At 56.3% G+C, this 21,991-nt stretch carries 22 protein-coding genes; 2 read left to right on the forward strand and 20 right to left on the reverse strand.

What is annotated here, in order from left to right; genetic code table 11:
* Positions 1-350: 350 nt before the first annotated feature.
* The 15 genes from K0B87_03720 to K0B87_03790 all read right to left on the reverse strand — a co-directional run bounded on the left by K0B87_03720 (position 351) and on the right by K0B87_03790 (position 16,970).
* A complete protein-coding gene (locus tag K0B87_03720; protein MBW6513847.1) occupies positions 351-1,010 on the reverse strand; it encodes a hypothetical protein in 660 nt (219 codons plus the stop codon).
* A 3-nt stretch (positions 1,011-1,013) separates the two neighbouring features.
* Positions 1,014-1,721 carry a ComEA family DNA-binding protein gene (locus K0B87_03725; GenBank protein MBW6513848.1) on the reverse strand — a complete coding sequence of 236 codons (708 nt, stop codon included), beginning with the start codon at positions 1,719-1,721 and terminating at the stop codon, positions 1,014-1,016.
* Positions 1,722-1,730: 9 nt separating this feature from the next.
* The gene (locus K0B87_03730; protein MBW6513849.1) at positions 1,731-3,218 is read right to left on the reverse strand and encodes a TlpA family protein disulfide reductase; all 1,488 of its coding nucleotides are present in this window, start codon (positions 3,216-3,218) and stop codon (positions 1,731-1,733) included.
* Positions 3,219-3,238: 20 nt separating this feature from the next.
* Complete coding sequence (locus tag K0B87_03735; GenBank protein ID MBW6513850.1) at positions 3,239-4,573, reverse strand: T9SS type A sorting domain-containing protein; 1,335 nt, start codon at positions 4,571-4,573, stop codon at positions 3,239-3,241.
* Positions 4,574-4,585: 12 nt separating this feature from the next.
* On the reverse strand, positions 4,586-6,034 hold the full coding sequence (locus tag K0B87_03740) for a hypothetical protein (protein ID MBW6513851.1): 1,449 nt from the start codon (positions 6,032-6,034) through the stop codon (positions 4,586-4,588).
* Positions 6,022-6,513 carry a TlpA family protein disulfide reductase gene (locus tag K0B87_03745; GenBank protein MBW6513852.1) on the reverse strand — a complete coding sequence of 164 codons (492 nt, stop codon included), beginning with the start codon at positions 6,511-6,513 and terminating at the stop codon, positions 6,022-6,024. The genes K0B87_03740 and K0B87_03745 overlap by 13 nt, the downstream gene beginning before the upstream one ends.
* A gap of 101 nt (positions 6,514-6,614) precedes the next feature.
* Positions 6,615-7,730 carry a hypothetical protein gene (locus K0B87_03750; GenBank protein MBW6513853.1) on the reverse strand — a complete coding sequence of 372 codons (1,116 nt, stop codon included), beginning with the start codon at positions 7,728-7,730 and terminating at the stop codon, positions 6,615-6,617.
* Positions 7,727-9,598, reverse strand: a complete 1,872-nt coding sequence (locus tag K0B87_03755; protein MBW6513854.1) for a thioredoxin family protein — start codon at positions 9,596-9,598, stop codon at positions 7,727-7,729. The genes K0B87_03750 and K0B87_03755 overlap by 4 nt, the downstream gene beginning before the upstream one ends.
* A gap of 49 nt (positions 9,599-9,647) precedes the next feature.
* The gene (locus K0B87_03760; protein MBW6513855.1) at positions 9,648-10,571 is read right to left on the reverse strand and encodes a DMT family transporter; all 924 of its coding nucleotides are present in this window, start codon (positions 10,569-10,571) and stop codon (positions 9,648-9,650) included.
* Between the two features lie 35 nt (positions 10,572-10,606).
* On the reverse strand, positions 10,607-11,662 hold the full coding sequence (locus K0B87_03765) for an NTP transferase domain-containing protein (GenBank protein MBW6513856.1): 1,056 nt from the start codon (positions 11,660-11,662) through the stop codon (positions 10,607-10,609).
* Positions 11,663-11,674: 12 nt separating this feature from the next.
* A complete protein-coding gene (locus tag K0B87_03770; protein MBW6513857.1) occupies positions 11,675-12,295 on the reverse strand; it encodes an outer membrane lipoprotein carrier protein LolA in 621 nt (206 codons plus the stop codon).
* A gap of 102 nt (positions 12,296-12,397) precedes the next feature.
* Positions 12,398-14,656, reverse strand: a complete 2,259-nt coding sequence (locus tag K0B87_03775; protein ID MBW6513858.1) for a DNA translocase FtsK — start codon at positions 14,654-14,656, stop codon at positions 12,398-12,400.
* Positions 14,657-14,666: 10 nt separating this feature from the next.
* A complete protein-coding gene (locus K0B87_03780; protein ID MBW6513859.1) occupies positions 14,667-15,743 on the reverse strand; it encodes a YchF family ATPase in 1,077 nt (358 codons plus the stop codon).
* The gene (locus K0B87_03785) at positions 15,740-16,528 is read right to left on the reverse strand and encodes an rRNA pseudouridine synthase (protein MBW6513860.1); all 789 of its coding nucleotides are present in this window, start codon (positions 16,526-16,528) and stop codon (positions 15,740-15,742) included. The genes K0B87_03780 and K0B87_03785 overlap by 4 nt, the downstream gene beginning before the upstream one ends.
* A complete protein-coding gene (locus K0B87_03790; protein MBW6513861.1) occupies positions 16,470-16,970 on the reverse strand; it encodes a hypothetical protein in 501 nt (166 codons plus the stop codon). Before K0B87_03790 ends, K0B87_03785 begins: the two co-directional genes overlap by 59 nt.
* Before the next feature lie 97 nt (positions 16,971-17,067).
* Here K0B87_03790 and K0B87_03795 point away from each other — a divergent pair, with 97 nt between their 5' ends.
* Together K0B87_03795 and purE are read left to right on the forward strand one after the other, a co-directional pair.
* Positions 17,068-17,742, forward strand: a complete 675-nt coding sequence (locus K0B87_03795; GenBank protein MBW6513862.1) for a PTS sugar transporter subunit IIA — start codon at positions 17,068-17,070, stop codon at positions 17,740-17,742.
* 3 nt (positions 17,743-17,745) lie between these two features.
* A complete protein-coding gene (gene purE / locus K0B87_03800; GenBank protein ID MBW6513863.1) occupies positions 17,746-18,198 on the forward strand; it encodes a 5-(carboxyamino)imidazole ribonucleotide mutase in 453 nt (150 codons plus the stop codon).
* Between the two features lie 224 nt (positions 18,199-18,422).
* On the opposite strand, the gene K0B87_03805 is transcribed toward purE, so the two are convergent.
* From K0B87_03805 to K0B87_03825, 5 genes are all read right to left on the reverse strand, one after another.
* Positions 18,423-18,926 (reverse strand): FumA C-terminus/TtdB family hydratase beta subunit, encoded by a 504-nt coding sequence (locus tag K0B87_03805; GenBank protein ID MBW6513864.1) that lies wholly within the window; start codon positions 18,924-18,926, stop codon positions 18,423-18,425.
* Positions 18,927-19,098: 172 nt separating this feature from the next.
* On the reverse strand, positions 19,099-20,016 hold the full coding sequence (locus tag K0B87_03810) for a fumarate hydratase (GenBank protein ID MBW6513865.1): 918 nt from the start codon (positions 20,014-20,016) through the stop codon (positions 19,099-19,101).
* A 67-nt stretch (positions 20,017-20,083) separates the two neighbouring features.
* Positions 20,084-20,962, reverse strand: a complete 879-nt coding sequence (locus K0B87_03815; GenBank protein MBW6513866.1) for a DUF58 domain-containing protein — start codon at positions 20,960-20,962, stop codon at positions 20,084-20,086.
* Positions 20,963-20,964: 2 nt separating this feature from the next.
* Positions 20,965-21,159, reverse strand: a complete 195-nt coding sequence (locus K0B87_03820; GenBank protein ID MBW6513867.1) for a hypothetical protein — start codon at positions 21,157-21,159, stop codon at positions 20,965-20,967.
* A 23-nt stretch (positions 21,160-21,182) separates the two neighbouring features.
* On the reverse strand, positions 21,183-21,974 hold the full coding sequence (locus K0B87_03825; GenBank protein ID MBW6513868.1) for a 1-acyl-sn-glycerol-3-phosphate acyltransferase: 792 nt from the start codon (positions 21,972-21,974) through the stop codon (positions 21,183-21,185).
* Between the last annotated feature and the right edge of the window lie 17 nt (positions 21,975-21,991).

Consider the following 21,991-nt stretch of genomic DNA (forward strand, 5'->3'; position numbering starts at 1 on the left):
TCCTCCGCAGGGCTCCAGCCCGCCGCAATAAGGTAGCTTTTGATGAAAAAGAACTTGACTTGGATTAACAAGATGAAAACAATGCAATTTGCCGCTTGGCCTTACATAGATTGTGAGTAACGAGGGAGATCAGATGCCCTCAAACAACCTGAGAAACAATGAGTTGGAATTTACACCAACATTTGAGACTCAACTTTTGGCTCCCCTTATCAATACGCTATCAATACGGACTCATTACGGACAAAGTCCGTAATGAGTCCGTATTGATAGCGTAATGATAAGGAGGGCGACCGAAAAAATCGGGAATCTAAAACCGGTTCTGGCAGGTTCTGAGGCAGGCGAACAACCGCTTACTTCAGGATCAGGAACTTCCCTCCGGCCTGAGGTCCAAGTCCCTGGCAGTGATAGAGATATACCCCGGAGGCACAGAGGTTTCCCGAGGCGTCTTTGCCGTCCCAGTCAGCGGTGGTTTGGCCCCGGCGGAGCTGGACGGAAGCGACTGGCTGGCCTCTGAGGTTATGGATCCAAACCAGCCGGTCGCGGTCCGGAACCTCGCGCAGGGCGAAACTCAGCCTGCCGCCACAGGCCAGATCCGTGAAGCCGCCTCCCGCGGGAACTTCCGTCAGGCCGAATTCGTTTGAGCCCCAAGCGACCACAGTACCTTCGGAAGTGATCGCGCCACTGTGATAGTTGCCGGCTGGAATGCGCGTGTAAACATGGCCGGCGGGGACATTCAACTGCCCGTGGTAATTGTCTCCCCAGGCCACGACATTGCCCGCGGAAGTTAGGGCTAGGCTGTGTTTGGACCCTGTGGCGATGGCCACGAAATCATACCCGGTGGGGACGTTGTCCAATCCGTAATTGTAGTCCTCGCCCCAGGCGGCCAAAGTGCCGTCGGACCTGAGCGCCAGGGCGTGGTATTCAAGGGCCGCGATTTGAATGGTCATGAACAGGAAAAACAGGCTCAGGATGAGGATCCTGAGGTGGAAAGGATGGAGTTTTCGCAGCATGATTTACTCTCCCACGCTGAGGCGGTGGCGGATCTTTTCCAATGTTTTAGGCCCGATGCCTTTGACCTTGGTGATGTCCTCGATGGCTGTGAAAGGCCCGTTTTGGGTCCTGAAATCAACTATGGCCTGAGCCTTGACCTCTCCTATGCCGGGCAGGGTGCAAAGCTCTTCGAGTCCGGCGCTGTTGATATTCACGATGTTGGTCAGTTCGGTTTTGGGAACGGAGGGCGGCTTTGATGTTTTGGCCGGCTGGGGTGGGGTTGTAACCTGTTCGATGAAGGTGGCGACGTCAGTTTGGAGGCTGGATTTCCCGTCCCCAAGCAGGTTGGAGAGTTGCGAATCGCCGAAATGCAGGAGGAAAGGGAGCATTTTGGCCAGGGTTTTGGGCCCGATGCCCTTGATCAGGAGCAGATCCTCGGTTTTTGTGAATGGCTGGGTCTGGCGAAAGTCGATGATGTCCTGAGCCCGCTTGGGTCCGATGCCGGGAAGCAGCATCAGTTCCTCATGGGAAGCGGTGCGGACGTCGATCTGGACCGGCTTGTCCTCGCTGACGGCGGCAATCAGCTGCGCGGGTTCGTCCAGTTCAGTTCTGAGCAGGGGAATTTCCCCGCCCAGTTGGCTCAGAAAGATGCCCAGAATGGCCAGTCCGCAGACCAGGAGCAGCGCGTTCTGTTCATTCCGGGTCAGGAAATCCTGGGGAAAGCGCGCCACGTATGGTCCTCAGCGGCGGAGATCCTCCACCCAGAAATCGAGTAGTTCCGGCAGTCCGCGGCTGTATCCGGAAAGTTCGAAGGCAATGTTTCCCTGCTTGTCGATCGCGCAGATGTAGGGAATGCCGGTGAAACCGTAAGCCTTTGGCAGCTCGTTGTTTCCGAAGAGCAGCTGCATACCGTAGCCCCGTTCTTCCAGATAGGCGACCACCTTGTCGCGGTCGACCGGGCTTTCCCAAGTATTGATGCAGATCACGCTGATGTCATCGTCCTGATTGGCTTTATTCCACTTGTCGAGCAGGGGCAGGGTCCTGCGGCAGGGTCCGCACCAGGTGGCCCAGAAATCCAGGATCACGATCTGGCCGCGCAGATCCTCCAGTTTCACGAGGTTGCCCTTTTTGTCGGGCAGTTCCCAGAGCGGCGCTGGCTTGGACATCTTTTTGGCCAGGGCCTCGGTTTTGCGGTTGGCTCTGCCGGCCTCCCAGTTTTTGGCCGCGAGAGCCATCACCTCATCCCAGCGGGGCAGGATGCGCAAGGCATCATAGTTGGCTTCCTCAACGGCGTCCGGATATTCGATCAGATTGACCGCCATGGCGCCTTCCAGCAGATTCAGCGCGGTGTCGTTCTCACCCAGGCCCATGTGCATGACGATGCGGCTGTTGATCGTCCTGTCCGAGGTTTTTAGCTCCGGATAGCGCTCAAAATAGTCCCGCATACCGTTCCAATCGCCGGCCACGGACAGGGCTTGCAGATAGTAGGCCTGATAGTAGGCAAGGCTGTCCCCGGGGGCGATATCCTTCCTGGCGATGGTGCGGGAAACCACTTTGGGAAAGAGGATTTCGAAGACCCGCGTGCGCCTGGAGGCAGCGATGAAGTCCATCACATTCTGGAAATTGGTCTCGATCGCGCCGGCGTCCTGCAGGCTGGAAAGGTGTATCTCAGCCCGGTTGTAATCCTTTTGTGCGCTGTGATAGTGGAAGAGGGCAAGGTGGATGTAATCGTCGTTGGGAAACAGTTTCAGGCCTTGCTCGAGGAGGGCGAAATCGCTGGCCAGATGGGCCTGCATGTTCTCTTTGAGTGCTGCGGGGGCGTCCGGATTTTGCAGGATCTGGGCGTAGGTGGCCGTGAAAATTCGATAACCCCAGTAAAAATCAGGGTGGCGGGCAATCAGTTCACGCGAGCCGGTGATCTGTTCTGTCTGGTCTTCCGAGGTCCGCAGCCAGAGATAGTGGTAGGTGGAGACTTCCGGATATTGCAGATGCTTGTCGGCAAAGAAGTTGCGGCAGGCTGGCTTGTCGATGTTCATCCATTGGTTTTGCAGGTAGCGCAGGTCATCCACATCGGTCATCCGTTCCGCGTATCTTTGGATGTACAGGATGGCCTCCTCTTCCGAGGCGGCGTTCATCATCCGGGATTCAAACTCGTCTTTCAGCGGGGTGGCAGAAAAGACAGCGGCCAGCAGGCAAAGCAGAAAGGCGGTCAGCAGAATTCTTTTCATCAGGAAACTCCTTAGTCTGGTCATTTTAGCAGCAGCATGCGGCGCAGGGAGCCGGGCTCGCTTTGGAGGCGGTAGAAATAGACTCCGGCGGGCAGATTTGGCGGGGCCTGCCAGGCGATCTGGTTTTCACCCTGTTGCAGGTTTTGGGCGGGGGTTTCATCCACTTTCTGGCCCCGGGAATTGAAGACCTGGATGCTGGCGGTGGCTGATCTTTGGGCATTCACGAGGAAAGTGGTGGCCCCGCTGAAAGGATTGGGGCTGTTTGCGGACAGGCTAAGAGCGGGTATCAGCAAGCTTTCCTGAGCGCTCACGACCCCGCTGCGCAGGCGGAAGGGAACAGTGTAGGTGCCCAGGTTGTCGGAAGTGATCTCATAGTGGAATTCCGCGATCCCGAGGGAGCCGATCCAGATGTTGAGGTGGAAGGCCTGCATGTCTCCGGCACCCAGGACCAGAGGCAGGTAGGAGGAGCCGGGATAGCAGTTTCCGACTTCATCGCAATAGTTTATGTACCAGTCCGTTGGCGCATCGTCGATCACGATGCGCATCTGCATGTTGTCCGCCGCGCCGGTATTGACAAACCAGAAAAGCTCGGAATTGTACATGTCGCCGGGCAGAGGGATGTCGAGCGTCTGGCCGTATTGGTACCAGTCGGCCACAAAGCGGATGCTGTTATCCGGCAATGCCTGGGTGGAAGCGCTCTGTACCAGTTCCAGGTTGTCTTTTTCCAGGGACACGGCCACCCAGAGGTTCGCGGCGTTCCAGGCGGGATCGATGGTGAAGGAATTGTTGAATGTGGACTGGTTTCCCGCTGGGGGCAGGGTTATTGGCTGATAGAGGATCTGCCGGGTGACGCGGGTTGCTGTGCTGACGTCATTTTCGATCAGAAACCAGGCCAGGGCGTAATAGGTGTCCTCCATGTCCGGTTCGAGACGGGTCAGGATGGCGGAAACCGCGCCTGTGCCGGAATTGAAGCTGGCAACTTCCATTTTAACCGGAGCAGGCTTGAAAAGCAGGGAACGAAGCATGTCCTGATAAGCTTCAGCGGTGGCCTGTCCCGCCAGCCTGGAATCGGCATTGAAGACGATCGTGGGCACCGAAGTTATCTCCAGATCAGTGAAGCGGCCTTCCGTGTCGTCATTGCTGAGGTTTCCGGAGGCATGGTAGACCCGGGCGGCGATGAATTCACCCCGGTGGGTCTGGTCCAGCAGTTGTTCAAAGCTGGACAAAGCTGCGTCGCTGTTGGCATCGCCGGCGGTCACAAAAGCTTCCCCATAGGTGGTCAGAGGATGGAAGGTGGGGTCTGCCGCCAAAGCCGTAACGGCAAGCAGGAAAAGGACTAAGAGTATGTTTTTCATGTTCGGGTTCCTTTAGAATCTGGTGTTGAGTTCCAGGCGCAGCCCGGAAAAAGGCGCCACATAGCGGCAAACGCCATTGCGGCAGACCTTTCCGCCGGCTTCCTTGCCTGCGAAGAAAACGAGGTCGGTGCCGGAGAGGATGGGATACTTGGCCTCCAGGTTCGCCCAGTAGCGGCTGTCCGTTATGGCGGAGAAATCCTCCCACCAGCTTTGGGCGCCGACCGAGAGGGCCAGTTTTCCCAGCGTGACGTCGGCCTGCAGTTTGGGCTCATAGTGGCTGCTTTCCAGGTCAAAAGACTGCTTTTCCACAGTCTTGAACTCGCCGGAAAGCACCAGGCTGGTCCTGCCAGCGGGAAAACCCAGGTTGAAGCCGGGGTAGGTTTCTTTCTGCCAATGGCTTAGCTCATTGTCCACCTTCTCCACGTGGCTGTAGGAAAGGGTGCCGATCAGGTTGTCCTGCGTCCAGTCCAGACCGAAGTAGGCATCGTTCATCCGCATGGTCTTGGCTTGATTCCAGGCTTCGGCGTAATCGAGGTTGATCACCAGGTCCTGAATGAAAGTGAGGTTGGTCCAGGCCTGGAAGCCTTCTTCGTCGATCCCGGAGCCCTGGTTGTCGGCCAGGGTTTCGTTGTGGTAGTTTGCCAGGGGTAGGTCCTGCAGGCGGTATTGGAACTGGTCGTAGCGTTTGTAGGCGCCGCCGAACTGGAGGGGTGAAAAACTGAGGGCCAGGGTGCCGTACAAAGCGCTGCCGGATAGGGAAGCCAGTCCCATGCCGCGGCGATAAAGCTCTCGCTGCGAGTACTCCGCCGTGGTTTCGAGCGGACCGCTCTGGAATCTGAGCCGGCCTCCAAACACGTCGTTTTGGCTGTAAGTGTTAAAAGGCGTAAGATCACGCATGGCCAGCGCGCTTCCTCCCAAGGTAAATCCCTGCCAGACAGGATATTCGGCATCCAGGCCATAGGCCAGGTCAAGCTTGGAGGGCGCGCCGGGGTTGGGAATCCCGCTGTAGAGGGCTTTTAAGCGCAGCGCGTCGTCATAGGCGAATTTGAAACCAGAGACCCGGTTGTCCTGGTCAAACTCCAGGTCCTCGAAGCTGCGGAAGACGATCCCGCTTCCGAAAGTTTCCTCGATCGTGCCGGCGTGGATGAGATAGGCGTCTTTGGCATAGCTGGCATGGAGCTCTTTCCAGCCCAGGTTCAGCCGGTCCGCGCTAAGTTCATCCAGCAGTTCACTTTGGCTGGTGCTGTATTTGGGCAGCTCGGCGATGAATTTCATCCCGAAGCGGAAATTGCGGTAGCCCAGGTTGAAGCTGAAAGAATCGCGGAAATAGGCGTTGAGGGAATCTGGGGCCGTGCGGTAGGTGAATTTGGCCTCGTTCATCCCGTTCACGAGCAGGCTGCTCTGAGCACCGAGGGCCAGGCTCAGGGTCAGCAACAAGAGGGGCAGGATCAGTCTTCGCATTCTTCATCCTCTTGTGGAACAACAATTTCCTGTTCTTCAGGTCCGGCCTCAACCTCTTCTGTATTCTCCAGACCCAGCAAATTGCGGATCTTGCTTTCGTATTCCGCTTCCATGCCTGGTTCGTAGCCCAGATGCTCATAGACGATCTGGCCATCCTTATCCAAGATGAAGGTGTGGGGCGGATTGACCACGTTCAGCTTTTTGGCCAAAGTCTTGTCTGGATCAAAGAGGGTTATGAACTTGAAGCTCTTGCTGTTCAGATAGTTCTTGGCCCGGGCTTGCATCTTGGGAGCGTCGATGGATACCAGCACCACGGTCAGGCTGTCATATTTTTCTGCCAAGGCGTTCAGGCCGGGCATCGCTTGTTTGCAGGGCTGGCAGTAATCCGCCCAGAAATCCAGTATTATGGGGCCCCTGCCCAGCAATTCCGCTAGGGCTACGTTCTTGCCCTTCTCGTCCGGCAGGCGGAATTCGGGCATGGCGTCGGCAAATGCGGTTCCGGCCAGCAGGGCGAGGATGATCACGCAGATCCAGGTTTTCATTATGTTCTCCTGTTTTTTTTCATTATTGGGGACATCTGCTATTTATCCAAGATGATTTGATCCAGGGCGATTTTGATACCGCCATGGATAGTCGCGTCATTGGCAAATTCGCCAGGTTTGGTCTGGGCAAAGATAACCAGGGAAGCGTCTTCCGGTATGGCTGTGGGTGACACCAGCGAAAAGACGAGCGGATTGTTCATGTCCGAAGCTGAAATGGCCATGCTGCCTTTGGCGCGGACAACATTGCGCAGGGGTTCGCCCTGGGTGTTGTTATAGCTGGAAACCCGTTCGATGAGCACGTAGTTCAGCACTAGGCCCTGATAGTTGAAATCCGGTATCTGGGGATCGAGGGTGAGCGATCCGGACACGGTCTGGTCCTCCATGCTCACGCTGATCACGGGATCGTAATAGCGGATAGCGTTTTCCTGCTGAAGAAGAGAAAGAGAGAGGGGAGCGTAGTTGGCTATTGCTTGCCCGCTGCCGATAACGAGTGTCTCGCCCTGGAAGATCGAGGTGGGAACTGTGAATGGACCGTAATAGGAGAAGGTTTGATCTCCCGGCATCATCAGGGGACCGGTGGTGTGGTATTCCAAATAGCCCAGGTTGGGGAAAGCCAGTTCAAGATTATGCAATTCCTCTTCCACAGGCGGACAGTTGGGACAGCCATAAAAAGTGAAGTACTCGATGATTACCTTCAGTTCCTGGATCGGCGGTTCAGTCCAAACCTGGTTGCCTCGCAACAGCCACTTTCCGTTCCGTTTTACCAGTCGATCACCTGTGAATGTGCTATCCGCCAGTACATTCCTTTTATCGACGGAACTTATTGTCAGTTTCCAGTTTGCCACAGCAGTGCTGTCGGAATGCAACTCATGCGATGCCAACCTCACTTCCGCCTGGGCTTCTGGCTCAATGCTGAAAATACTCTCCAGCCAGAGGCGGAGTTCGTTCTTGCTCGAGCCAAAGTGATTGTACTCATCCGCGAAGTAATCCATCACCGGCTCGATGCCTGAGATGGGATGAGCGTCAAAGGCAAGTTGCAACGGCGTAAACAGCTCTTTTTCAAAGTCTACCGCGAAATCATGAGCAAAGCGATCGCACCCAACTGGGAACAGAGCGCTCAGAATGATCAGTAGCGAGAATGTGATGCGTTTCAATTATCCTCCTTGGCCGGTATTTGGGCCAGGGCCCGGCGCAGGTCTTCCTTACTGAAGAGTTCGGACATTTTGATCGGCTCTTGGCCGGGAATGTAGAGCACATTGAAGGGCACTCCGATGCTGCCGCCCTTTTGGATCCAGTCTTTGAGGACAGGATCCTCCCGGGTGAAATCGCCCTTGAGCAGCACCACTTCGTGGCGGGCAAAATCGGCCATGATGTCCTCTGTATGCAATACCTTTCTTTCGTTGACCTTGCAGTTGGTGCACCAGGCCGCCCCGATGTCCAGAAACACTGTCTTTCCTTCTGATTGCAGTCTGTGGAAGAGTTCCGGGCTGAACACATACCAGCCGGGATGGTCTGCCGGCTGCATGCCATCAACCAAAGCCACCTCGGTTTGGGGCGGCTCGTGCTTTTCCTGCCAGGGCAGATAGTTGTATGCGCTCCAGACAATTACGGCAAGGGTGAGGAAGCTGAAAATGAACTGCACGGCCTTGCTGTGCTCCATGCGCACGAAGCGGCCGTAGAGCCAGGCGGCAAAGCCCAAAAACACCATGTAGTGCGCGGTATCCAGCAGATAGGAGCCGCTTTTGGTGAGTCCCCAGATGTTGGAGAAATACTTCCAGACCAGGAGCAGCAGCAGGAATCCCATCACTTCCTTGAAAATATTCATCCAGGTGCCGGGCTTGGGAATGAGTTTGAGCGCCTTGGGAAAGAGGCTGATGATGATAAAGGGCAGGGCAAAACCAAACCCGATCAGCAGGAAAAAGACCAACAAGAGTGGAGAGCTGAGCCGCACCGCCACTTCCAGGGCTGGACCCATGAAGGGGCCCATGCAGGAAAAGCCCATCAAGAAAGCGAAGATGCCCATAAAGAAGGAGCCCGTGTAACCCTTTTTGGCAGTGGCCTTTCCGGCAGCGCTCATGCCGGGAACTGTCATTTCAAACACGCCCAGCAAGGAGAGCCCAAAGAGAAAGAGGATGCTGAGCATGATGAGGTTGTAGCTCAGGCTCTGGCTCAGAAAACCGTAGGTGAGGTTGACCCCGGAGACCCTGGCGATGATGAACACCGCCGCGATCGCCCCAAATGAGATCAGAACCCCGGTGGCGTAAGCCATGGTGTGCAGAAACACCTTGGTCACGTCTTTCTGGGCCTGGTTGACCATGCTCATGGCCCGGATGGGGAGAATGGGCAGCACGCAGGGAGTGAAATTGAGCACGATACCGCCCAGGATCGCCATCAGCATGTAGAACAGTATCTTAGATGTAGTGGTAGCGGTATCCTGGGCCTTTGCAGCGGAATCTTCACCGGTGGTTTCAACTTCCACGCCAACAACAGCTTCCGCTGTTACAACAGTGTCGCCCGAAGAAGTCTCTGCATCCGCGCTCGTTTCGGCAACTGCCTCCGCGGCCAGTATGGTCAGATGCACTGATCCGGGCACTTCATCGGGCACGTCGCAGAAGCCGCTGACCTTGTGGCAGAGTCCGTAAGACATTGCCGTCTGTATCTTTATGACTCCAGGCGAGGCATTGGCCTTCACCGTGAACGGCAGGCTGAGGATCAAGGGGCCGTAGTATTCCCAGATCCCGGCTTCCGAGACGTGGTCAGCTTTGGGATACTGCGTTGATCCAAAACTGAGGTCTGGATGTTCGCCGGTCACATAGAGATAGGAACCCTCACCCTCGCCGGGGTCGTAGGATTGTTTCTTTTCCAGTTCCGGCGGGATGGTCAAAGTGGCCCGCAGCGTTCCCTTTTCTCCTGGGCGAAGCTGGGTCGGGCTGACACTGAATTTCACGCTTTGCGCGGTTAACAGCGCGACAGCCGCTGTCATCAGGACAAGCAGGAGAAGCGTCTTTCCATAAAGGCGCATTCACAACCTCCACAATTCATATATTATACTAAACAATAAAGTATGCATGTTACATTCCATTTGCCGGATCATTTTTGCCAAAGGCCCGGCGGTGCAGGCGTCGCAGGTCTGGATACTGGGCCAGCAGCAGGCCCAGAATCGTGAGCAGAACCCCGCCCAGGCCATACAGGGTGAGCCTGTCGCCCAGGATCAAAAAGGCCAGGATGACGGTGAACACCGGGATCAGATTGGTGAAGACATTGGAGCGGATTACACCCAGTTCGCGGATCACGCCGGTGAAGAGGACAAAAGCGCCGACTGAGGCAAAAACCGACATCGCCGCGATGGTCAGAAGCCCCCGGGAAGAATGCTGGACAGAGCTGAAGTGGCCCCAGTCGTACCACAGGAACAAAGGCAGGATATAGAGCATCCCGAACAGGCTTTGCCAGGCCACGATGGTCAGGGACCTGTATTTGAGAGTGATGCGTCGCACGGTGATGCCATACATCATCCCGGCAAAAACTGCCAGGAACAGCAGCATGATGCCTTTTAGGGTTCCGGAAAGGTCAGGCTCGGTCAGGCTGAGCAGGGCCACTCCGGAAAAGGAGACCAGCAGGCCGGCAATGATGTGCGGATAGATCTTTTCCTTCAGGAAGAGCCAGGCCCCGATGGCGGTCACGATGGGAATGGTGGAGATGATCAGCGAACCCAGGGTGGAGGAAACGTAGCGCATGCCATTGGCCTCGCCCAAGAAATAGAGAAAAGGCTCAAAAAAAGCCACCATCATCAGGTAGAGGATGTCCCGTCCCCGCACTTTCTCCCTCTTGCCAAAGATGAAGATCACGGCAAATAGCAGCACGGATGCCAGCAGTAGCCGCAAAAACACGATCTCGAAAGGCCGGTAGGTGATCAGCGCCACCTTGATCCAGACGAAGGTGACGGCCCAGAAGAGCATGGCCAGCACGGCCCGCAGATAAGTGGTCCACATTCTCATAAGACGATACTGAACATATAGTTACGGCATCGCGCTCACAGCAGGTCATCCCTGTTCTGCTGCCTTAAATGATCAACCACGTGCTTCACCTCTTCGCTCTGAGTCTTACTGCAGACCAGGATGGCGTCTTCGGTTTCCACGACGCAGAGTCCGGCCACTCCGATCAGGGCTACGAACTTCTTGCTGTACACATAGTTATCCCTGGCAGAACGGGAGTATCCGTCCTGTTGGAAATGGTTCAGGTCCCCGTCCGCCGAAGAAATGTCCGCCAGCGCTTTCCAGGAACCTACATCGCTCCAGCCGTAACTTACAGGCAGAACGGCCCTCTGGGAGGCTTTTTCCATGATCCCGATGTCAATCGGCAGGCGCGGCATCTTGCCATAGCTGATTTCTATATCTGTCTCAGGGACAGAGTTTTCCCTTAGTTTAATCACCTCGTTGGCCACTTCCAGAGCTTCGGGCAGAAATGAGGCAAAGGCTGCGTGGATCGAACTCAGGCTCCAGGCGAACATCCCACTGTTCCAGAGGAAGTTGCCCTGCCGCAGGAAACTGGTGGCGGTGGCCAGGTCTGGCTTTTCCTTGAACTGCTCAACCCTGATCACTCCGGCTTCAAGTTCCTCTCCAGTTTGAATATAGCCATAGCCGGTGGCCGGATATTCAGGCACAATGCCGAAGGTGACCAGAGCTCCCGTCTTGGCCACGCTTTCCGCCTTCCTCAGGCTGTCCAGAAACAGCGGAATGTCCTTGATCACGTGATCGGCGGGCAAAACCAGCATCGTCTCCCCGGGCGGCCAAAGCCTTTCCAGATGGGCCAGGCTCAGGGCTATGCAGGGCGCCGTGTTCATGCCAAAGGGCTCGATGATGATGTTTTCGGCTGGCAGTTGGGGCAGATGTTCACGCACCAGGCCTGACTGGGATGCGGAAGTGACCACATAGGTCCGGGCGGCCGGGACCAAAGGCTCCAGACGCTCGAAAGTCAACTGCAGCATGGACTTGTCTCCGGAAACGCGGAGAAACTGCTTGGGCTGGTCAGAACGGCTGGCAGGCCAGAAGCGGGTGCCGGAGCCGCCGGCCATGATCAATGCTATCATCTTTCTTACCTGCTATTGCTCAACGACTTGCACGTCTTCGGGGTAGCGGAAGTTCCAAACAGATTCCGGGATACTGCCGTTGAGCTTGATGTTTGTGAATGTGTAAGTTACGGAATTTCCACCGCGGTCCGTATAGCTCAGTTTGCTCACGATGCCGCTGTTCTTGTTCAGGGTGGCTGAGAGCGTTCTCACCAGATCGTCCTTGGCGGGCACGAGCTTCACCCCGGCGCTGTTCTTGTCTTCCGAAGTTACTGTCACGGAAGACTTTGTCCAATAGAGCTGGAGTATTTCCACCGGGTTCATTCTGCCAAATTCAGGCAGCATGTCGGTGCGGAACAACGTGTTGGATGAAGCGTCATAGAGCTCCACCCGCCCTGCTTCGATCTTGAGACGCTGCACGCTTGGCTTGGTGAAGCTCATCAGCATCCTGCCGGGAGTGAAATAGATCTTCCCGTCGTAGCTGATGGCCTTGTTGAGCTGCGGGTAGAAATTGCTTTGCAGCACCTCGGCCTGGAAGCTTTTCAGGCTTTGATAGGCCGACCGCAGTTTGGCATACAGGTCGGAACTGCTTGTCGCGGCGTGGTTTGCCAGGACCAGGAACAGCAGTGCCAACAGCAGCAGATACTTCTTCATTGTCCTTCCTCTATGGGTTATCTCGTTGTATTTCTTTGTCTTAAAGGTCAATCCCGGATCTTTGCAGTTTATACCGCTGCCGAGGCCGTATCCTGCGGAAAATCAGTCTCCGCGGATGATGCCGCGATGGATCAGGTCCTCGGTGGTGGCCAGGACGTCGCGTGATTTGGACCCCAAATGCGGTCCGATGATATGGGCTCGTTCCAGCAGGTCGATCAGGCGTCCTGCCCTGGCGTAGCCGATGCGGAAATGCCTTTGCAGCATGGAGACCGAGGCCGTGTTGGCGGAAACCACCACCCTGGCGGCCTCGGGGAAGAGTTCGTCGTCATAGTCGAAATCGCCAAACTCGCCAGAGTCTTCCGGCACGATGGCAAACTCCTGCTTCGGCTTGGGTTGCATGCCCAAAAATTCGCAGACCCGGGCGATCTCGTGGTCGGAGACAAAGGCCCCGTGAATGCGCTCTGCAACTGCCTTTCCGGGCGGCATGAAGAGCATGTCGCCATTCCCCAGCAGCCGTTCCGCGCCGATCATGTCCAGGATCACGCGCGAATCGACGCGGGATGAGACCTGGAAGGCGATCCGGGCGGAAAAATTGGCCTTGATGATGCCGGTGATGACCTTGATGGAGGGCCTCTGGGTGGCCAGGATCAGATGGATCCCGACCGCGCGAGCCATCTGCGCCAGGCGGGTGATGGGCAATTCGATGTCCTTGCCGCTGGTGAGGATGAGGTCGGCAAACTCGTCCACGATGATCACGATAAAGGGCAGTTTCTCAAATTCGCCGTCCTGTTCCGCGCGTTCGTTGAAGGCATTGATGTCGCGCACCCGCGCCTCCTGCAGCAGTTCGTAGCGCCGCTCCATCTCCTTCACCGCCCAATACATGTTTTCCAGGGCGTGGTCGGGCTCGGTTACGACACTGCCGATGAGATGCGGAAGTTCATTGTAGCCAGCGAGTTCCACCCTCTTGGGGTCGATCAGGATCAGGCGCAGGTCCTCCGGGGTCGTGCGCAGGATCAGGCTCATTATTATCGTGTTGATGCACACGCTTTTACCGCTGCCGGTGGCACCGGCGATGAGCAGGTGGGGCATCTTTGCCAGATCGGTGACCACGGGATGGCCTGAGGTGTCTTTGCCCAGGCCGAACGCGAGCTTGGACTTCATGGCCCGCATCTCTTCGGAGAGGAGCAGGTCGCGCAGATAGATCATGTCCCGGCTGAGGTTGGGGATCTCGATCCCGATCAAACCGCGGCCAGGGATCGGAGCCTGAACCCGGATGGATTTGGCCTTGATCGCCAGGGCAATGTCGTCGGCCAGCGAGGTGAAGCGGTTCACCTTCACGCCTTTGGCCGGCTCCAGTTCATACTGCGTGATGATCGGCCCGATGTTGACGTTGCGGACCTCGGCCTCGATTCCAAATTCCGAAAGCTTGGATTTGAGGATCTGGCTCGTGCTCAGGATTTGGTTTTCGATCTCTTTGCGGTCGCGCTCTGATAGCTTGACCGGGCTTTCCAAAAAGTCCGCGATGGAGGGGATCACGTATTCGCGGTCCTCGTCATCTTCTTCATCTTGACGCGGCGGCGGGACGGGCCTGCTTTTTTCGCTCACCTTGTCCCTGGAGGGCCGCGCTGGCTCTCCAGCAGGCGTATCCTGCTGCTGGGAATGGTTTTGGATCACCGGGGCGATGGCTGGCGCGGCACCTTCGGCGCTGATGGTCGGAGTTCCGTTTTTGGCTTGCTGCCGGCGCAGTTCGCGGTTGCGGGAAAAATCTTCCCAAAGCTTGGACAGGCCTTCTTTTATCCGCCTGTATTCCAATACCAGGATGAGGGTGAGCGCCATGCCCAGGATCAGGAGCAGGGAGGCGCCGAAACTGCTGAACACAGCGGACAGCCCAACCCAAATGGCCCGCGGTATCACGGTGTGATCGTAGTTTGTAAGGTTTTTGGCGACAAGCACTTGTAGCAGGAAAACGATGATAATCAGCAAGTAGCCCTTCTGCCGGCTTCGGGGTGTTTCGGGATCCAGAAAATACTGCATCGAGACCAGGCTGAACAGCGCCGCGCCCACCAGCGAGAGCAGGAAACCAAAGAAATAAGAGAAAAAATAACCGACTGCCACCCCAAAAATGCCCATCGGATTTGTGATCTGGACGTCCCTCTGGAACAGCCAGGAGAAGAAGTTGCCGCCTGAATTGAGCCTGGCGATATCCGCCTGGATCGAATCCGGGCCGAACAGCAAAGATATCATGACCAGCAGCCCGAAAAGGGTCAGCAGCCCCGAGACCAAACGTTTCTGCCAGGCTTTCAGAGAACGCCGCTTCTTTCTGGAATTGCTTTTTGTGTATTTTCGCTTTCTTTTTGCCATTTTCTTCCTGCTAAACGCTGAAGCGGACAGAGATTATGTCCCCGTCATTCACGCTGTAGTCCTTGCCTTCCAAGCGGAACAAGCCCTTTTCGCGCAAAACCTTTTCCGAGCCGTGCGCCATCAGGTCGTCATAGGCGAAACATTCCGCCCGGATGAAGCCCCGCGCCAGGTCCGAATGGATCTTGCCGGCCGCGATGACCGCGGTGTCGCCCTGCTCGATGGTCCAGGCCCGCACTTCGTCCTCGCCGACGGTGAAAAAGCTGATGTAGCCGAGCATGCTGTAGCAGAGATGGGTGAAACGGTCGCGGATGCTTTCGCTGATCCCCATGTCCTCCATAAAGAGCTGCGCCTCATCGCTTTCCAGCTTGCTGAGCTCTTCCTCAAAACGCCCCGCGATCACCTCGGCGTGAAAACCCCGAGCCTCGATCTGCTGCTTCAGGTCATCCATGCCGTGGTAGTCGTCCTCGTGGCAATTGATCAGCACCAACAGCGGTTTCTGGCTGAAAAAGCGGAAGCCGCGCAGGGCCTTTTCCTCCTCGGGATGGAGTTCCATGCCGCGCAGGGGTTGGCCGGATTGAAGCTGCTCGCAGACCTGGCGCAGGATCTTTTCCTCAAACTGGATGGCGGCGGTTTTCACGCCACGCTTGTAGCCCAGTTCGATCTTTTCGATGCGCTTTTCAGCCACGATCAGGTCGCTCAGCAGCATCTCGTCCTCAAAGGCGGACAGCTGCCGCAAAGGCTCCCCGGCAGCGAACAGGCCGTCCAGTTCCTCGTCTCTAAAGGCACGCAGCACCAAAACGAAACCCTCGTTGGCCTTGATGTCCGAAAACAGGGCGTTGTCCGGATTTTCCGCGTGGGCCGAGAAAATTCCCGGATAATCGCGGTATTCGATGTGGGCGTAGATCGTCTTCTTGGGTTTGTAAAGCTCGCTCAGCCGGATGACCCGTTCATCGGGCACCTGCACGACCCCGACGTTCGGCTCTGTGGCCGCCGGAGCGTATTTGTCCGTGCTGGCCGAGCTTTTGGTCACGGCGTTGAAGATGGTTGTCTTGCCGCTTTTGGGCAGTCCCAGCAAGGCTATTTTCATGTTTTGGCTTTCTCCGTGATGAATTTAAGGGCGCGCAATTCCGCTGCCGTGAGCAACCTCCAGCGGCCGGTGGGAAGGTCTTTCAACAGCAGAGGCCCGAACTGCAGCCGCTTGAGCCGCAAAACCTTGGCGCCCACAGCCTCAACCATCTGGCGGATCTGGCGCTTGCGCCCTTCGGTGATCACCAGCTTGAGCGTCATGCCGCTTTCCGTGCTGCTTTTGACATACACTCCCGCGGAATGAGTGATCCCGCCTTCGATGCGCACCCCGGCGCGTAGCGCGTCCAGTTCCTTTTTGCCCAAACGGCGGTTGATCTCCACCCGGTAGACCTTTTCCACCTTGTGGGTGGGATGCGTGAGCCGGTTGATCATATCCCCGTCGTTGGTAAGCAGCAGCAGGCCTTCGGAATTTTTGTCCAAACGTCCGGCGTAGCGCAGGTTGGCAGCGCTTTCCGGAAGCAGGGCATAGATGGTCTGGCGCTCAAACTCATCAGACCGGGAAACAACGTAGCCCCGAGGCTTGTTCAGCAGCAGATAGGTCCTCTCCTGAGCTCGTTCCAGCTTCTTGCCCTTGTGCTCGACCGTATCCTGCGCGGGATCGATCCTGCGGCTGAGGTCGGCGCAGGCCTCGCCGTTCACGCGCACCTCGCCACGGCGGATCAGTTCATCCGCTTCGCGGCGCGAACAGACTCCGCATTCAGCCAGCCAGCGGTTCAGGCGCACGCCCTCACCAGGTTTCGAGGCTGTTTTGGACGATGTTCCGGAAGAGCTGCGCGATGAGTTCATCAATGGCTTCCTCTTTGCTTTTGGATTTGGCCGTGCTTTCGCTGGATACGGCGTAGGCCTCGGTCAGCACCAGGTTTTTGTTTTCATAGATCGTCTGGTTGTTGATCAGATCGGTGAAAGTGACGCTGCAGTAAAGGCGCAGCATGTAATCCTGCACGTTGTTCCCGCTGTCATAGCTGTAAACGTTCTCGTCCAGGCCCGTGATCTCCCCTTCCAGCGTGCAATCCGGCTGCTGCGTGACCAGCTTCAGCCGCCCGTCCTTTTGAAACTGCTCCGTCAGTCCATTGAGCACCCTGTCGCCCAGATCAAACTCGGTGGATCTGTTCTCAAAAGCGCGCACGGCAATTTTTTTCAAATGCGGGTAAGCATTTGAATATACGGAATATGAGCAGCCAAAAAGTACCGCGCAGAGGAGTCCGAACCAAATAAATTTCTTGACCATTATGCCATCCTCAAAAAAATCTCTATCTTTGTCAAGTTAAACCTTGCCAAAAGATCCACTTGATATTTTACTGTGCCAAAACCAAGGGAGGTTAACAATGGCCAAGAAATACATTTCCAAGGCCGATGCAGCAAAGAAACTCAAGGTGTCCGAACGCGTCATCCAGGAGATGATAAACAGCGAGACTTTCGAGACCAAATTGGTGGGCAAGAACGTCAAGATCGACGAAGATTCCCTCAATGAATGGCTGGAAAACCTCAATGAACGGGACGAACATCTGCTCGCACTCAAGCGCGTGATCTGCCACTTTGAGGAATACATGCGGCCCGAAAACATTTTTCTGGATTTCGGCGCTGAAAACAAATTCGACGCCATCCGCATCCTGAGCGAAAAAGCCAAGGAACTCAAGCTCGTCCGCGACGCCCGCTGGCTCTATGAGGTCGTCGTCGCCCGCGAAGAACTGATCTCCACCGCCATCGGACACGGGGTCGCCCTGCTCCACCCGCGCCACCTGCACCCCTCCAAGATCAAGGCCCCCAGCATCCTCTTCGGCCGCTCCAGTGAACCGGTGGATTTCGACGCCCCGGATAACAAACCGGTCAACATCTTCTTCATGCTCCTGCTGCACAACGACAAACAGCACCTCTTCAGCCTTTCCTACATCTCCAAGCTGATCATGAGCCCCGGCATCCTGGAAGCTTTCTCCAGCGCCGCCAATGTGGAGGAGATCCACCAGCACCTTACGGTGTTGCAAGACTCTCAGGAAAAATAAGTTATGCCCCTGGTACGCGTGTTTTTGGGCAGCAAGAGCGACCTCGCTTCCTGCGAACCGGTCAAACAGGTCCTGGAAGAATTCGGGGTCGCCTACGATTTCCACGTTTCCTCCGCGCATCGCCAGCCGGCCAACACCGTCCTGCTTGCCCAAGCGGCTGAGGCTGAAGGTGTTAAGGTGATCATCGCCGCCGCTGGCATGGCCGCCCATCTGCCGGGTGTGATCGCCTCCCAAACCATTTTGCCCGTGATCGGCATACCCTTGGCCAGCGGTGGTTTGGGTGGCCTGGATGCCCTGCTTTCCATAGCCCAAATGCCGCCTGGCGTTCCTGTGGCCTCCGTGGCGATCGGCGGGGCCAAAAACGCCGCCCTGCTTGCCATCCAGATCCTGGCCCTGCAGGACGCTGATCTCAGGGAAAAACTCAGGGACTACAAGAACCGCCTCGCCCAGGCCTGAACGAAAAGCTGGAGTCGAGAGAGGAACGAGCCTGGACTCTAGCCGGAAATTACCGCCAAATTGGCTTTGGACTTCAAGCAGATCTAACTATCTGCCCAACAGACAATTACCAGGAATACCCAGATATGGCTCCCCTTATCATTACGGTGTCAATACGGACTCATTACGGACAAAGTCCGTAATGAGTCCGTATTGATAGCGTAGTGATCGGGAGGGCGATGGCTTCAGGACAGGGCTACGTAGCAGGGAAAGTCTTGCACCACAATGCGATAGACTGCCTCGGCGCCCAGCTCCGGCCAAAGGAAGGTTTCACGTGAAACTGCGCTCTTGGTGAGCAGGGCCGAGATGCCTCCCACGCAGACCAGATACAAGGCCCCGTGCTTTCTTATCGCAGACTCGACCTCCGGAGAACGTTCGCCTTTGCCGAGCATGACTTGCAAGCCCTGCTCCAACAGCAGGGGGGTGAATCTGTCCATCCGGGACGAGGTGGTGGGCCCAATGGCGCCGCTGATCTTTCCGGGCGGAGTGGGCGAAGGGCCGCAGTAAAAAAGCGCACCCTCGGAAAGTGGAATTGGGATGTCTTCGCCCCTGTGGATAAGTTCAGCCAGCCGGGCATGCACCTGGTCGCGGGCTGTATACAGAACACCGCTGAGCAGGATCTTGTCACCCCGCTTTAGATTGTGGATAACTTGTGGATCAAGGGGTAAACTCAGCTTGTAGGTTTTCATCTTTGCAGGAAAGGGATTTTGTTTTTCGGTTGGATTCCAGTGCAGGGAACGGCTGAAAAGTGGTCAGGCAATTTATGCTCTGCTTTTTCCCATGTCAACAGATCTCCTTGCCTCTGTCCCTCGGTTTTGCCATTAATGAACTCAAACGCAGGACCATGTTTCACGTGAAACATCAGATGATCCTCGTGGTGCAGCGGTGCGCATGGCAGTCCAGATTCACGGCCACGGGCAGGGATGCGATATGGCAGGGCGCTGTCAGGATCCTGACCTCGAGCGCGGTGGTGGAGCCTGCAAAACCCTGCACCCCCTTTCCCTCTGCGTTGATCCTATCCAAGAGGCGCTGCTCCAGGTTCAAAAGACAGATCTTCTTGCCCTCGGCGGAGTGAGGAACGATCAGGGCTTGCTTGGCCAGCCGGGCGCAAAGCTCAAAATCTCCACCGATACCAACTCCCACGATAACCGGCGGACAGGCTTTGCCTCCAGCTTGCACAACCGTCGCGACAATGAAGTCCTCGATATCCTCAAGAGGGGTGGTGGGGTTGAACATTTTAAGCGCGCTGCAGTTTTCCGCGCCGCCGCCTTTAAGCGCGACATGCAGGGTGAGCTTTTCCCCGGGAACCTGATCGAGATGCAGAATTACCGGAATTGATTTGGCTGTGTCTGGCCCGTACAAGGTCTCCGGGCCAGTATTGCATCCTTCAGATCCGGTGTTTGCCGGCTCAGGTTTTTGCACCCGGCGGAGCGGGTCTGACGCGATGGAATCGCGCAGGAAATATTTCTGCCAGGCCTCGGCAGCTGCGGCTTCAATTATATCACGCAGGGTGACGCCCTCGATCAGAACTGAAGTGCCTATCTCAGCAAACACGATCACCAAGCCGGTATCCTGGCAAACAGGGATGCCTTCCCTGGCTCCGATCTCCGCGTTGGCCAGAATGGAATCCAGCATATCCCGGGCGATCTCATCCTGTTCCTGATCGCGGGCAATTTTCAGAAGCTCGAGTGTTTCGGAGTGGGGGCGGCAGTAAATTTCCCCGATGGCAGAGATCATGGCCTCTCTGATCTGTTGGGCCATGACGCGTCTGGGCTCCATGCTCTCAAAGCTCCATTTTGGGGCTTGTTTGAAGTTTTCCTCTTGCGCGGCACATCGGATATGGACCTCAGCCCTTTTTGCGCATCAAAAGGTATTTAAGGAGCAGGTCGTCGATGGGGGTGGCCGTGCTCACGGGGTTGTATTCGATCTGGTATTGGTGGCAGTCCGATTTGAGCCGGTTGACGTGCCCGGAATAATTGGCCAGATATTCGCTCCTGATCTGCCAGGGATTGACGGTCAGCATTTCCCCGGTCTCGCTGTCCACGAATTCGGTCTCGTGGCGAAAGCGGAAATCGTCTTCCTGAAGGTCCGTGATGTGGAAGACCAGGACCTCGTGGTGCATGGAACGGAAATGTTTGAGCCCCTCGATGATTTTGTCCGGGTCGTCCAGGAGGTCGGAAATGACGATGATCAGGCTGCGCTTGCGGATCGATTCCGCCGCTTTGTGCAGGTTTTCCAGCAGCCGGGTGGAATCCTTGGGCTCAAGTTCAGCCAGCACCCTGAAGATCTGGGCCAGGTAGCCCCGATAGGCCTTGGGAGGGAGCATCGAGGTGATCTGGGTGTTGAAGGTGACCAGCCCGACCGCGTCCTTTTGCCCGATCATCAGCCAGGACAGCGCCGCGGCCAGACGGCAGGCGTAATCTATCTTGGTGCTGTCCCCGGAGCCGTAGAACATGGAGCGGCTGTGGTCCAGGATGATGTAGCAGCGGAGGTTGGTCTCCTCCTCGAAGCGTTTGACGTAGTAGCGTTCTGTTTTGGCCACGATCTTCCAGTCGATGTTCTTGATCGGATCGCCGCTGTTATATTCGCGGTGATCGGAAAATTCCACGCTGAAGCCGTGGTAGGGGGATTTGTGGAGACCGACGAGGAAACCTTCGACGATGGCTTTGGCCTGGAACTGAAAGCGCTTGAGCTTGGCGGCGGTCTCCTCAGTGAGCAGGGTCAAGGCTATTCCTTGGGTTTGCCTTTATAGAGCAGTCCGAAGGGGATCAGCACCACATAGACGGCCACCAGGATCAGGGGCGAGATCGTTATCTCGTTCTGCGCCATGATGATATAGCCGATGACCAGCAAAATTGCCGCCACCGCCAAAATGATGAAATTTGCCTTGCCGAGTTGGAGCCGGTCGTTCCTTTTGGCCATTTTGTCTCCTTAAAAGATTGTGCTCATGTGGTTTGCGTGTCGTAACTGCGAAATGCCTCGCTCACCTTTTCGTAGACGAGATCGGAAAGTTCGCCCCGGTTGCGGGCCGGGTCGTATTCCACCGGGTCGAGGAAGCTCAGTTCTGCCTCGATGCGGCGCGCCAGAAGGTTCCAATAGTGCTTGAGCATGTTGATGCCTTTGTACCAGCAGACCGTGGAACGGTTCAAGTCTGTCAACGGTTTGCCGTCCAGGCGCAGATAGCGGATGCAGACGGGAAGGACCGTGCAGCAGCCTTCCACTGCAACCTGGAAGAGGGATTTGCGGAATTCCTTGACATGGGAACCGTCGGTGCCTGATTGCTCGGGAAAGAGGACCACCTTGAAGCCCGCGCGCACGGTTTCCGCGAAGCGCTTGATCTCCTGGGGCAGGCTGGCTTTCTCTTTGCGGTCGGTATACAGGGTGCCTCCGGAGCGCACAACTTCACCCAGGACAGGGGTTTCGCTCATGTCCTTGGAGGTGATGAAAACATAGTTGTCCTGGGCCCCGAGGGCGAATATATCCAGCAGCGAGGCATGGTTTCCCACCACGAGCAGGCTTTGGTCTTTCAGTTCTTTCAGGCGCTCAGGATTTCTCACCTGCAGCTTGAGATGAAAGGAGTGCACGAACCACTTGGAAGTGAGGGTGGTGTTCTTGATCTCCCACAGGCGGCGTTTGATCGGATTTTTGGTGATCAGCCGGATAACAAAAGTCCGGCTGAAAAATACAGCCAGGATCAGGGCGTGCCAGATCACGTGTATGCTCTTGACTATCCACATCTCAAATTTATCCTTTT

The sequence above is a fragment of the Candidatus Syntrophosphaera sp. genome (assembly GCA_019429425.1).
Taxonomy (GTDB): Bacteria; Cloacimonadota; Cloacimonadia; order Cloacimonadales; family Cloacimonadaceae; genus Syntrophosphaera.